The organism is Streptomyces sp. Root1310, assembly GCF_001426425.1.
Taxonomy (GTDB): domain Bacteria; phylum Actinomycetota; class Actinomycetes; order Streptomycetales; family Streptomycetaceae; genus Streptomyces.
The window spans coordinates 1,595,303-1,608,003 of record NZ_LMEQ01000001.1; the positions used below are offsets into that span (position 1 = coordinate 1,595,303).

The following is a 12,701-nucleotide window of genomic DNA, read 5'->3' on the forward strand; positions in this document are numbered from 1 at the left end:
CGTGAAGTACGGTCTCTTCCCCTGCGGCTCGACGCCACGGCCCGGGGTCTCCGGTCTGTTCCGACGCTATGCCGCAAGGTGAGATGAGCGGGGGGTTATCGGCCATTCTCGACACCACTCCCGGGTGTGACGCTGCTCTCCGCGTCAGGTGCATCCGGGGGGTGCACGGCGTCCTGGGGGCCCTTTCGGCCCCGTCCCGCCCGCGCCGACCAGCGTCCGCCGCCCGGCTGCGGAGATGGTCCGCACACGCCGGGCGCAGGGCGGAGGCAACAGTGCCCCCGCAAGCTATCGCGCTGATCACGCCACCAAGGCTATCGCCCCTCCCGGGCCTCCCGTCATGAGCCGTATGTGTACAAAACACGGCCCAGAACTTTGCCGTTCTGCACAGAGGCGAAACGGGGTCCGCCATGGGAAGGAGACCGAAGCGGACCCCCTCGACGGACCCCCTCGGCGGACCCCTCGGCAGGCGCCCTCGGCGGGCCCCTCGGCAGGCCCCCCTGGCGGTGCCTCTCGCGGGACCTCCGACCGGGCCTCTGGCGGGGCAGGGGGCGCGGACCCTGGCGGGACGCGGGGGGGGCGCGGACCCTGGCGGGGCAGGGGGCGCGGACCCTGGCGGGGTGGCAGGGGCGGACCCCCCGGAGGGGTGCAGGGGACGCGGTCCTCGCCGGGGTGACAGGGGCGGAACCCCTGGGGGACGGGTATGGGCGGCGGGCCGGAGCCTTTGGCGGGGTGCGCGGGCGGAGCGGAGCCCGGGTGCAGGGACCGCGATCCCGGCCGGGGTGGCTGGGGCGAAGCCCCTGGGGGTGCAGGGGACGCAGTCCCCGCCGGGACGCCGGGGCGGACCCCCCAGAGGGGTGCAGGGGACGCAGTCCCCGCCGGGGTGGCAGGGGCGAAGCCCCTGGGATGGGACGGGTAGGGGCGGCGGGGGCGAGAAAAGTCGACGCCGGCCCCACCCCGCGGGACGCTGAAAGCGCCCCCTCTTGGCAAGCCCACCCCCAAGAGGCACGTTGCCCAGAGCAACGCCCGCCCGAGAGGAGCCGCCCACCATGTCCGCGAAAATCCTCATTATCACCGGCGACGCAGCAGAATCCCTGGAAGTCCTCTACCCCTACCAGCGCCTACGCGAGGAAGGCTACGAGGTCCACATCGCCGCCCCCGCCCGCAAGAAGCTCCAGTTCGTCGTCCACGACTTCGAACCCGGATTCGACACCTACACCGAGAAGCCCGGCTACACCTGGCCCGCCGACCTCGCCTTCTCCGAGGTCGACCCCGGCCAGTACGCCGCCGTCGTCATCCCCGGCGGCCGGGCCCCCGAGTACCTCCGCAACGACCCCGAGCTCCGCAAGATCCTCAAGTCGTTCTTCGACGCCGACAAGCCCGTGGCCCAGATCTGCCACGGCCCCCTGCTCACCGCGGCCGCCGACGCCCTCCGCGGCCGACGCGTCACGGCGTACCCGGCCCTGGAACTCGACATGCAGTCCGCGGGCGCCACCTTCCAGGACGCCGAGGCCGTGGTCGACGGCACCCTGGTCTCCGCCCGCGCCTGGCCGGACCACTCGGCCTGGATGCGCGAGTTCCTGAAGGTGCTCCGCGCCAAGGCACCGGTGACGTGACCTGACCCGCCCCACCCACACGGCCGACCTCGGCCATCGGCATCGGCCGCCCCTCGGCCATTGACCGTCGACCGCCCCTCGGCCACCCCGCCCCGATCGGGTGCGGCGCCCCCAGGACGCCGCACCCGATCCGACGCTCGAGCCACCGGCCCACAAGCCCCTACGCAGCCGCGGCCAACCGCCCCGCGACCTCCACCGCCTCCCCCAGCGTGTCCACCACGGGCACCCCCACCACCTCAAGGCTGGCCCGGCTGTGCGACCCGCCGGTGTACAGGACCGCCCGCGCACCCACATGCAACGCGGCCACCGCGTCATCGGCGGCATCCCCGATCACCACCGTGCGTGCCGCCTGCACGTCGGTCAGCGCCTCGAGGTGCCGCACCATGTGCTCGGCCTTGCTGCCGCCGGAGGGCCCGGTCCGGCCGTCGACCCGTACGAAGTGCGGCTCGATCCCGAACCCCCGGACCAGCGGCACGAGTTCATCGTGCACATACATGCTCAGCAGGGACTGGCTGTGCCCCGCCGACCGCCACCCCGCGAGCAGCTCCACCACACCCTCGGTGAGCCCGCACCGCACCCGGTGCTCGGCGTAGTACCGGTGGAAGACGTCGTCCATGACCTCCCACTCGGCATCGGTGGGCAGCCTGCCCATCAGCCGCTCGTAGAACTTCGGCACCGGAACGCAGTACAGCGCCCGGTAGCGCTCCAGCGTGATCGGCTCCAGCCCCAGCTCGACGAACGCCGCGTTCGTCGCCCCGATGATCGCGTCGTTGTCGTGGAACAGCGTCCCGTTCCAGTCCCAGACGATGTGCGCCGCTTCCTGCTTCCCCATACCTGCAAACGTACCCGCCACCACCGACAATCAAGTGACCGGCCGAAACGGCACCCGGCCCCACCGGACCAGGCACTCCGGCGACTCAGAGCAGCACGGCGGATCGGCCCGCCCGCAGATCAGCCCGCCCGCACGTCGGCCCGCTCCCGGTCGGCACGCGCGCCCGCACGTCAGCACGTCGGCATCAGCACGTCGGCATCAGCACAGCGGCATCAGCACGTCGGTGCGTCGGCCCGCCCGAGGATCGGCACCGGCGGCCGGCGGCCGGCACCGGGCGAGCTCAGTCCCCCGACCCCACCAGAGTCGGAATCTCCTGCCTGGCGAACCACAACAGCTCGTGGTCCTCGGCCCCGTCGACGACGAACTGCGCGTCGTCGTCCCCGCCGTCCGCCGCCGCCACCGCCTCCGCCGCGGCGGTCACGTCCGCCACCGCCTCACCGGCGTCGACATGCACCGCGGCCGCCTTGGCCAGCGGCACGGCACCCGCCACCCGGACCTCGCCCAGCGCCGCCGGATCGAGCCCCCGGTCGGGGTCCGCGGCGGCCGCGCGGTCGGGTACGTCGACGGCGACCACGACCCGGCGCCGCGGGGCACCCGGATCCGCCGCGAGCAACCGCAACGAGGCGAGCGCGGCCCTGCTGAGCGCCGCGTACTCCAGCTCCTCGATGTCGTCGGAGACGTACCACTCGCGCAACGCGGGCGTGACGGCGTACGCGACGAGCGGCCCGGACCCCAGCTCACCCGTCTTGTGCGCCTCGGCGAGACCGGGGAGGGTCAGGGGGACGTAGACGCGCATGGCTGGCCGCTCTTTCGTGGTCGCAGGCTCGGACTCGGAACCCCGGGGCGCAGACCGTTCCGCGTCCCCCGAGGGCCTTCAGGATACGTGCGGCCGTCCCCTTTCGGGCCCCTGTCCACACCCCCGCGACCGTCAACCCCGAGCCACGCCGCTCACCCGGCCCGCCCTTGCGGTACCGGGCTTCCACCACCACCCACCACCCCTGATAGGTGAACTTCCCGCCCCTCCACCGAGGACGTTCCGCTTCCTTGCCGTCACACACCGCGACCACGTACAAGATCCGCAACGGCAAGTTACCGACCGGTAGAGCCGAGCCCACCGAACGGGGACACCCATGAACAAGGTCATGACGAGGACGCAGCACCACCCCGGCACCCGCCCACCCGGCCGACGCGACACGCGCCGCCCCGCGAGCGCCCCGCCCCGCACCCCGAGCGGCGGTGCCCCCCGTACGGCGCCCGGCGGTGGCCGCCCACCCGGTCCCCCCGGCAGCAGCTCCCCCACCCGCACCCGCCCCACCGACGGCCGCCCGGCAACCCCCCGGTCCCTCACCCGCCACGCCACCCCCCGACCCGGTTCCGGCGCAGCCACCCCCGACACGGCCACCGAGGCCCCCAGCGGCTCCCCGACCACCCCGGCCCCGGTCATCCCCACCCCGGCCGCCCGCCGCCCCCTCTCCCAGCCCCGCCCCACCGACCTCTTCGCCGACCGCCTCCTCGCGGTCCTGACCGGCCAACGCCCCGTGCACTTCATGCTTCGGCACACTCTCGGCCACGCCTACGACGACCTGGCCCACCTCGCCGAACGCGGCCCGCTGCGCACCACCCGGGGCGCCCGCCCCTTCGTCCGGGACATCGGCTACTACGTCCCGCGCGCCGGCGCCATCGAGGCCTTCGCCCGCATCGGTGCCGGCGACCGCGTACGGGCCATGGCCTTCCGCCTGGAACTCGGCACCGACCACCGCTGGCGCTGCACCGCGGTGGAACTCGACGGCACCCGCAGGCCCCGCCCCCAGGACGACTGAGCCCTCCCGGGAGCGCCGGACAGCAAAAGGCCGGGTCACCCGCGAAGGTGACCCGGCCCTCAAGCCGCCACGAAGCCCACGGCGCCGTCGGCGCGTGCCCTACTTCTTCCGGCGCCGCCCGGCCTTCGCCTGCTTGCGACGCTCCGCGCGCGTGAGGCCATCGGCCTCCGACCGCACCGGCTCGTCCTCGTCACTGTCGAAGTCGCCCTCGATCGTGCCGCCCTCGCCGTCCACCGTCGGAGCCGAGAAATGCAGCTGACGACGCTGCGGAGCGTCCAGACCCTTCGCCCGGATCTCCGGACGCGAACCCGCCTGCGCCGGCACCACGTCCTGCTTGTCCATGTCGACCGGCGCGGCGTCCGCCACCGGGACCTCCTCGACCTGCTGCTCGACCTGGACCTCCAGGTTGAACAGGTAGCCGACGGACTCCTCCTTGATGCCGTCCATCATCGCGGAGAACATGTCGAAGCCCTCGCGCTGGTACTCGACCAGCGGGTCCTTCTGCGCCATCGCGCGCAGACCGATGCCCTCCTGGAGGTAGTCCATCTCGTAGAGGTGCTCGCGCCACTTGCGGTCCAGGACCGACAGCACGACCCGACGCTCCAGCTCGCGCATGATCTCGGAACCGAGCTGCGACTCCCGCGACTCGTACTGCTCGCGGATGTCGTCCTTGATGGACTCGGAGATGAACTCGGCCGTCAGACCGGCCCGGTCACCGGCCGCCTCCTCCAGCTCCTCGACGGTGACCTTCACCGGGTAGAGCTGCTTGAAGGCGCCCCACAGCCGGTCCAGGTCCCAGTCCTCCGGGAAGCCCTCGGCGGTCTCCGCGCCGACGTACGCGTCGATCGTGTCGTCCATGAAGTGGTGGATCTGCTCCTGAAGGTCCTCGCCCTCCAGAACGCGGCGCCGCTCACCGTAGATGACCTCACGCTGACGGTTGAGCACCTCGTCGTACTTCAGGACGTTCTTACGCGTCTCGAAGTTCTGCTGCTCCACCTGCGACTGCGCGGACGCGATCGCGCGCGTGACCATCTTGTTCTCGATCGGCACGTCGTCCGGCACGTTCGCCATCGACATGACGCGCTCGACCATCTGCGCCTTGAACAGCCGCATCAGGTCGTCACCCAGCGACAGGTAGAAACGGGACTCGCCCGGGTCGCCCTGACGACCGGAACGACCGCGCAGCTGGTTGTCGATACGCCGCGACTCGTGCCGCTCGGTACCCAGCACGTAGAGGCCGCCCAGCTCCTTGACCTCGTTGAACTCGGCCTTGACCGCCTGCTCGGCCTTCTCCAGAGCAGCGGGCAGCGCGGCGGCCCACTCCTCGATGTGCTCCTCGGGGTCGAGGCCACGCTGACGCAGCTCCGCCTCCGCGAGGTCGTCGGGGTTGCCGCCCAGCTTGATGTCGGTACCACGGCCGGCCATGTTGGTGGCGACCGTCACGGCACCCTTGCGGCCGGCCTGGGCGACGATCGACGCCTCACGCTCGTGGTGCTTGGCGTTCAGCACCTCGTGCTGGACACCCCGCTTGGAGAGCTGCTGCGACAGGTACTCGGACTTCTCGACCGACGTCGTGCCGACGAGGATCGGCTGACCCTTCTCGTGCTTCTCGGCGATGTCGTCGACGACCGCCTCGAACTTCGCGACCTCGGTGCGGTAGATCAGGTCGGACTGGTCCTTGCGGACCATCGGCCGGTTCGTCGGGATCGGGACAACGCCGAGCTTGTAGATCTGGTGGAACTCGGCGGCCTCGGTCATCGCCGTACCGGTCATGCCGCAGAGGCCGGGCTGTTCCTTCTCGTTGTGGTCGTGGCGCTTGTAGAGGCGGAAGAAGTTCTGAAGGGTGATCGTGGCGAGCGTCTGGTTCTCGTCCTTGATGTCCACCCCTTCCTTCGCCTCGATCGCCTGGTGCATACCCTCGTTGTACCGGCGGCCGGCGAGGATACGGCCCGTGTGCTCGTCGACGATCATGACTTCGCCGTCCATGACGACGTAGTCCTTGTCCTTCTTGAAGAGCTCCTTCGCCTTGATGGCGTTGTTCAGGTAGCCCACCAGAGGCGTGTTCACCGACTCGTACAGGTTGTCGATGCCCAGCCAGTCCTCGACCTTGCTGACACCGGCCTCGTGAATGGCGACCGTGCGCTTCTTCTCGTCGACCTCGTAGTCGCCGGTCTCCTCGATGCCCTTGAGCGGATTGCCGGCCTCGCCCTTCTTCAGGCGCGTCACCAGCTTGGCGAAGTCGCCGTACCACTTGGTGGCCTGGTCCGCCGGGCCGGAGATGATCAGCGGCGTACGCGCCTCGTCGACCAGGATGGAGTCGACCTCGTCGACGATGGCGAAGTTGTGGCCGCGCTGGACCAGCTCGTCCTGCGCCCACGCCATGTTGTCGCGCAGGTAGTCGAAGCCGAACTCGTTGTTCGTGCCGTACGTGATGTCGCACGCGTACATCTCACGGCGCTGCGCCGGCGTCATGTTGGCGAGGATGCAGCCGACTTCCAGGCCCAGGAACTTGTGGACACGACCCATCATCTCGGAGTCGCGCTCGGCCAGATAGTCGTTGACCGTGATCAGGTGGACGCCCTTGCCCGACAGCGCGTTCAGATACGCGGGCAGCGTGCCGACGAGCGTCTTGCCCTCACCGGTCTTCATCTCGGCCACATAGCCGAGGTGCAGGGCGGCACCACCCATGATCTGCACGTCGTAATGACGCTGACCGAGGACACGCTTGGCGGCCTCGCGCACGGTGGCGAACGCCTCGGGCAGCAGGTCGTCCAAGCTCTCACCGTCGGCGTACCGCTGCTTGTACTCATCGGTGAGGGCCCGCAGCTCGGCGTCGGAGAGGTCGACGAAGTCCTCTTCGATGGAGTTGACCTGGTCCGCGATGCGGTGCAGCTTGCGCAGGATCTTGCCTTCGCCTGCACGCATGATCTTCGAGAGGACGGACACGGGGGTTGGTCTCCTTGCCGGTCGGGCCTGGGACGGTCGGTTTCCAGTGGACTTGCTGAGCAACGGCCATCGTATGCGAGGACCCCGCCGCCCCGGGAGGCCTGCCGCGACGAGGACCACACACTGCTGCGCACCTGCTCCAAAATCTTCTTCAAAGGGGACAACGGCCGGGCCCCGCCGATGGTGCCGCGTCCGCCGGACGAATTGCGCGAATTGTGATCACGCGCTCACGCACCGCAAAAAGATGGCGCCCGCCGGGACACCCCGCGCAGAATCGGCCGATGGAGCCCGAGCCCGTCACCCTCACCACCCCCCGCCTCGTCCTGCGCCCCCTCGACCCGCAGGACACCGACGCCGTGTACACCGCCGCCCAGGACCCCGACATCCAGCGCTGGACCACGATCCCCTCCCCCTACCTCCCCGAGCACGCCCGGAGCTTCACCGAACTGCTCGCCCCGGAGGGCTGGGCGAGCGGCTCCATGTTCACCTTCGGCGTCTTCCTCCCCGACGGATCCCTCACCGGAGTCCTGAGCCTCACCATGCGCTCCCCCGGCACGGCCGAGGTCGGCTTCTGGGCGGCCAAGGAACACCGTGGCCACGGCTACACCACCGAGGCCACCCTCACCGCAGCCCGCTGGGCCTTCACCACCCTGCCCGTCGACCGCCTCGAATGGCGGGCCGAGATCGGCAACACCGCCTCCCGCACGGTCGCCGAGAACGCCGGCTTCACCCTGGAAGGCACCCTCCGCTCGGCCATCGCCAACAAGGGCGTACGCCGCGACTGCTGGCTGGCCTCCCTGCTCCCGTCGGACCTGGGCCTGCCGTCGACAGCACCGTACGTTCCGGCCCCCTCCAACCCACCCGGTGGCCCCACAAGCCCGTCCGGCGTTTGAGGACGAGGCCGTCCAGGCCGACAGCGGGGGCCTGGGGGCGGCATCCCCAGGGACGGGAAGGGCAGGGACGGCGGGGGCGGCGGGGGCGGCGGGGGCGAGAAAACCCCCGCACATCGCCCCCCACCCCCGAATCCCCGAACCCCCAGCTCACCCCGCACTGTCAGTCCCACCCCCTATCGTGCGAACCATGACGACCCCGCGCCCCGACACCACCCTTTCGGCAGACGAAGCCCGCCGCATCGCCCTCCGCGCGCAAGGCTTCCTCGGCACCCCCGACCGCAAGGCCGGCGTGCGCGGCGTCCTCCGTCATCTCGGCGCGGTCCAGCTCGACACCATCTCGGTCCTGGCCCGCTCCCACGAGCTGATCCCCTACGCCCGCCTGGGAGCGGTAGGCCGCAAGACGATCGAGGACGCGTACTGGAAGCCCGAGTCCGCGGGCACGCCCGCGGCCCGCCCGCACGCCTTCGAGTACTGGTCCCACGCCGCCTGCATCCTCCCCATCGAGGAATGGCCCCACTTCGCGTTCCGCCGCCGCGCCTACCGGGCCCGCCCGCACTGGAACCACGCCCTCCCCGACGGCACGTACGACCAGGTCGTCAAGCAGCTCCGCACCGAAGGCCCGCTCACCGCGACCGAGTTGGGCGGGGCCAAGAAGACCAGTGAGTGGTGGGACTGGTCCGGCACCAAGGTCGCGGTGGAACGCGCGCTGATGTACGGCGAGGTGGTCTGCGTGGAGCGCCGCGGCTGGAAGCGCGTGTACGACCTCGCCGAACGCGCCGTCCCCGCCGACCTGCTGCACGACGAGCTGGACGACGCCGAGTGCCTGCGCCGCCTCGTCCGCCTGGCCGGCCAGTCGCTCGGCGTGGGCACGCGCGCGGACATCGCCGACTACCACCGTCTCAAGGGCGAGCAGGTCGACACCGTGATCGCCGACTCGGGCCTGGTACCGGTCACGGTCGAAGGCTGGGGCAAGCCCGCCTGGGCCGACCCGGCCGCTCTGCGGACGCCCCCGCGCGGCCGCCACCGCACCACGCTCCTGTCACCCTTCGACTCCCTGATCTGGGAGCGGGCGCGCACCGAGCGGATCTTCGGCTTCACCCACCGCCTTGAGGCCTACGTCCCCAAGCCGAAGCGGATCCACGGCTACTTCGCGATGCCGGTCCTGGCCGGCGGCCGGCTCGTCGGCCGCGTGGACCCGGCGCGCGAGGGCCGCACACTGATCGCCAGACAGGTCACCCTGGACGGCCCGAAGGCCGTTCCGGCGGTGGCCCAGGCCCTGCTCGAGGCCGCCACCTGGGTGGACTGCACGGACGTACGCGTCGAGCGCGTGGACGCCCCTGACCTGCGCGAGCCGCTCGCCAGAGAGCTCACCCGCGCACTGGCCTGAGCCGGACCCGAGCCGGGCCCAGGCCCGGCTCACCGATTCCCCGGATCACAAGATCACCGGATCACCGGATCACCGGATCTCGAGAATCTTCTCCCGCATCGCGTACACGACCGCCTCCATCCTGGAGTGCAGCTGAAGCTTCTCCAGGATGTTGCGCACGTGGTTCTTCACGGTGTTCTCGGAGATGAACAACTCCTTGGCGATGTCACGGTTGTTCATTCCCGTGGCGACCAGCTTGAGCACCTCCAGCTCCCGGTCCGTCAGCCGCGGCGCGGGCACGAGGCGACGCTCGTCGGTTCGCTGGATCATCGACTTGAACTCGGTGAGCAGCTTCGAGGCCATGGAGGGGCTGATCTGTGACTGGCCGTCGGCGACCGCGCGGATCGCGGTGGCGACCTCGTCGGTGGAGATCTCCTTGAGGAGATAGCCGGTCGCGCCGGCCTTGATCGCCTCGTAGAGGTCGGCCTCCTCGTCGCTGATCGTCAGCATGATGATCTTCGCGCTGGGAGCCACCTCCTTGATGGAGGTGCACGCCTCGATGCCGCCGCGCTTGGGCATCCGTACGTCCATCAGCACGATGTCCGGCAGCAGGTCGGCCGCCTTGTCCACCGCCTCGGCGCCGTCACCCGCCTCGCCGACGACCTGGATGTCCTCCTCGGCCGCGAGCACGATCTCCAGTCCGCGGCGGAACAGGGCGTGGTCGTCCACGACAAGGACTCTGATCGGCTCCTTGCGTGAGGTGCCCCCGTCCGGGCCCATGCCGACGACGCCGTCGTCGGCATCGTCGTCCCGCATCGGTCCGAAGCTGTCCGCCATCGTTCCTCCCCCTGAAGGCTGTGGCCGTGGTCCTGTGCCGTCGCCAACCCAAGGCAGCGGCCCACCGGTTGAGCCGCCCTGGCCATGATTCCATGCCCGGACGACAACGCGGTGACAGAGCGGTGCCCCAAGGGGTCGCACACGGGTGCCCCTGGGGGCGCACACAGCGCTCCAGGGGCACACCGCTCAGCTGTCACCGGGCAGCGTCAGCCACCCAACGCGCCGCCCGCCTCGGGCGAGTGCGCCTGGGCCACCATCGGGTCGGTGTCGAGGTAGATCACGCCGTAGTCGTAGGCGTGACGCCGGTAGACGACGCTGGGCTGCTTGGTCTCGGAGTCGACGAACAGATAGAAGTCGTGTCCGACCAGTTCCATCTCGTAGAGGGCCTGGTCGAGTGTCATCGGAGCGGCGACGTGGGTCTTCTCGCGCACCACGAGGGGGCCGTCGCCCTGCACCTCCAGCGAGCCGATCCGCTTGGTCGGCACGCTGTCCGACTCGCCGGCGGGCACGGGACGGCCGTTGCCGTTGAGCGTCGCCACACCGGGGACGTAGTCGGAAACCTCCGCCGCGGAGATCCTGCGGGCGCCGCGGCGCGTGTAACGCTTGTCGTGCTGCTTGCGCAGCTGGGCATCCAGCTTCTCCGCCGCCAGGTCGAGTGCCGCGTACGGGTCGCTGGCGGCCGCCTCCGCCCGGATCACAGGGCCGCGGGACCGGAGTGTGATCTCCACTCGGTCGCACCGGTCGGCCTGTCGGGGGTTGGGCTCCTTGGACACCTCCACGTCGAGGCTGATCACCTTGCCGTCGAGCTTCTGGATCTTCTCCAGGTTCAGCTTGTCGGCCACGTGCTTGCGGAACCGCTCGGGCACCTCGGTCTTGCGGCCCTTGACGACGATGTCCACGCAGAACTCCGTTCCCGGATCACTCCGCTTCGGTGCGGAGCGTCTCCCTTTTGCACCAGGCCCCGGTGAGCACCGGAACCTCGGACTCGGTGACTTCCACCTCCTCCTCCCCCATGGGCGAGATCTACACCCCAGATGCTGCGGAAGATTTCGAAAACCGCAGCACGGCATTCGGATATGAGAGGTGTGGCCTGCGGCTTTCCCTCACAACCGAACATATCTCGCCCGGACGGATGTCGTCACCCTCTACTGCGGCGTACCTCCGTTCAGGCGAATTGGCCCTCTCATTACCTGCAACGACGCAAGTTCTCACTCAGTTCCGGTTTATTTCGAAAGAGTCCGGTGACGCGGCGACCACCGCCGCGCAGAGCACGTCACCGGCTCCGCCCGCGTCGTCCAGCGGTCTCACCGACACCCCGGCCACACCTGCCACCTCCGCTCCGGACAGCTCCTTACTGTCTTCCCGAGTGATACCCACGTACCCGGCCGTCGCCCCTTCACCACACAACGCACCCTTCGCCTCCTCCTCACACCGCCCACTCTCCCCCTGTCCCGCCCACTGCGCCGCCGCAGCCACCCGATCCGCCCGCACGGCCTGAACCGCCCGCACCGCCCGCGCGGCCTCCGCCAGCGAGGCTCCCGTCGTGATCACGTCGTCCACGAGCACCACCGGCCCGCCGCGGAGCACCCTCGCGCCCCCAGGCACCACCGTCAGCGCGCCCACCAGGTTGTCCAGCCGCTGCCGGGAGCCGAGCCCCGACTGGTCGGCCACCGCCCGCCGCTGCCGCAACACCGCGGCCACCCGCGCCGGCACCCCCGCCCGCCGCAACTCACCGGCCGCCGCCAACGCGATCCGCCGAGCCGGATCATGCCCACGCGCCCGCACCGCGGCCCGGGTGGAGGGGACGGGGACGAGGAGGAGATCTCCGGTGGCCTGGGGGCCCTCCCCCTCCCCCCACCCCACCTCCCCCACCCCCGCCCGCACAGCCCCCGCCAACGCCGCGCCCAGCGGCCGCGCCAGTGGCAGCGCGCCGCGTTCCTTGTGGGCCAGCAGCGCCGCCCGTACCTCGTCCGCGTACCGGGCCGCCGCGTGCACGGCGGGCAGCCCTGGCGGTTCCGGCACCGGACGGACCCGGAACGGCTCGGCCCCGCCCAGCGCCGCCCGGCACTGCGGGCAGAGCACCGTACGCGCACTTCCGCAGCCCCCGCACTCGGCGGGCAGCACCAGGCCGGCTAGTTCCTGCCACCACCTGCGAACGCCTTCCACGTGGACTACTGTGCCGACGCCGGAAGTGGGCCGCCACCCCTGTGGAAAACGGCCCGAGGCGCCCTGTGGAAGACTCGAGGGAAGGTGACCCGAAGGCAGCTGGAGCGATCGGAACAGGCGCGCAAAAGGAGCCGGCGAAAAGCAGCCCTCAAGAAACCCGGGCCGCAATGGCAGAGGGGATCCGAGGGGATCCGAGGAGTTCCCCCGGAACCCCCGGACCACTCCGGC

General features: G+C 70.8%; 10 protein-coding genes. 4 read left to right on the forward strand and 6 right to left on the reverse strand.

What is annotated here, in order from left to right:
• The first annotated feature begins 1,046 nt into the window (after window positions 1–1,046).
• A complete protein-coding gene (locus ASD48_RS06885) occupies window positions 1,047–1,613 on the forward strand; it encodes a DJ-1/PfpI family protein (RefSeq protein ID WP_057600478.1) in 567 nt (188 codons plus the stop codon).
• Window positions 1,614–1,773: 160 nt separating this feature from the next.
• Here ASD48_RS06885 and ASD48_RS06890 read toward each other — a convergent pair whose 3' ends face one another.
• On the reverse strand, window positions 1,774–2,445 hold the full coding sequence (locus ASD48_RS06890; protein WP_057600479.1) for an HAD family hydrolase: 672 nt from the start codon (window positions 2,443–2,445) through the stop codon (window positions 1,774–1,776).
• 280 nt (window positions 2,446–2,725) lie between these two features.
• Window positions 2,726–3,241 (reverse strand): hypothetical protein, encoded by a 516-nt coding sequence (locus ASD48_RS06895; RefSeq protein ID WP_057600480.1) that lies wholly within the window; start codon window positions 3,239–3,241, stop codon window positions 2,726–2,728.
• Window positions 3,242–3,575: 334 nt separating this feature from the next.
• Between ASD48_RS06895 and ASD48_RS06900 the strand changes: the two genes are divergently transcribed.
• Entirely contained in the window at window positions 3,576–4,265 is a 690-nt protein-coding gene (locus tag ASD48_RS06900; protein ID WP_057600481.1) for an Rv3235 family protein, read from the forward strand.
• Window positions 4,266–4,364: 99 nt separating this feature from the next.
• Here ASD48_RS06900 and secA read toward each other — a convergent pair whose 3' ends face one another.
• Window positions 4,365–7,211: a preprotein translocase subunit SecA gene (secA, locus tag ASD48_RS06905; RefSeq protein ID WP_057600482.1), complete on the reverse strand. Its 2,847-nt coding sequence runs from the start codon at window positions 7,209–7,211 to the stop codon at window positions 4,365–4,367.
• 281 nt (window positions 7,212–7,492) lie between these two features.
• Between secA and ASD48_RS06910 the strand changes: the two genes are divergently transcribed.
• Window positions 7,493–8,104, forward strand: coding sequence for a GNAT family N-acetyltransferase (locus tag ASD48_RS06910; protein WP_057600483.1), 612 nt, complete (start codon window positions 7,493–7,495; stop codon window positions 8,102–8,104).
• A 187-nt stretch (window positions 8,105–8,291) separates the two neighbouring features.
• Complete coding sequence (locus tag ASD48_RS06915) at window positions 8,292–9,491, forward strand: crosslink repair DNA glycosylase YcaQ family protein (RefSeq protein ID WP_057600484.1); 1,200 nt, start codon at window positions 8,292–8,294, stop codon at window positions 9,489–9,491.
• Between the two features lie 69 nt (window positions 9,492–9,560).
• Here ASD48_RS06915 and ASD48_RS06920 read toward each other — a convergent pair whose 3' ends face one another.
• The 3 genes from ASD48_RS06920 to ASD48_RS06930 form a co-directional block, all read right to left on the reverse strand.
• On the reverse strand, window positions 9,561–10,307 hold the full coding sequence (locus ASD48_RS06920) for a response regulator transcription factor (RefSeq protein ID WP_020133042.1): 747 nt from the start codon (window positions 10,305–10,307) through the stop codon (window positions 9,561–9,563).
• Window positions 10,308–10,513: 206 nt separating this feature from the next.
• Window positions 10,514–11,206: a ribosome-associated translation inhibitor RaiA gene (raiA, locus tag ASD48_RS06925; RefSeq protein WP_057600485.1), complete on the reverse strand. Its 693-nt coding sequence runs from the start codon at window positions 11,204–11,206 to the stop codon at window positions 10,514–10,516.
• Window positions 11,207–11,519: 313 nt separating this feature from the next.
• Complete coding sequence (locus tag ASD48_RS06930) at window positions 11,520–12,473, reverse strand: ComF family protein (RefSeq protein ID WP_057600486.1); 954 nt, start codon at window positions 12,471–12,473, stop codon at window positions 11,520–11,522.
• Between the last annotated feature and the right edge of the window lie 228 nt (window positions 12,474–12,701).

Coding starts and splice junctions, on each gene's coding strand:
- ASD48_RS06885 (WP_057600478.1), top strand. CDS start 1,047: ATGTCCGCGAAAATCCTCATTATCACCGGCGACGCAGCAGAATCCCTG.
- ASD48_RS06890 (WP_057600479.1), bottom strand. CDS start 2,445: ATGGGGAAGCAGGAAGCGGCGCACATCGTCTGGGACTGGAACGGGACG.
- ASD48_RS06895 (WP_057600480.1), bottom strand. CDS start 3,241: ATGCGCGTCTACGTCCCCCTGACCCTCCCCGGTCTCGCCGAGGCGCAC.
- ASD48_RS06900 (WP_057600481.1), top strand. CDS start 3,576: ATGAACAAGGTCATGACGAGGACGCAGCACCACCCCGGCACCCGCCCA.
- ASD48_RS06910 (WP_057600483.1), top strand. CDS start 7,493: ATGGAGCCCGAGCCCGTCACCCTCACCACCCCCCGCCTCGTCCTGCGC.
- ASD48_RS06915 (WP_057600484.1), top strand. CDS start 8,292: ATGACGACCCCGCGCCCCGACACCACCCTTTCGGCAGACGAAGCCCGC.
- ASD48_RS06920 (WP_020133042.1), bottom strand. CDS start 10,307: ATGGCGGACAGCTTCGGACCGATGCGGGACGACGATGCCGACGACGGC.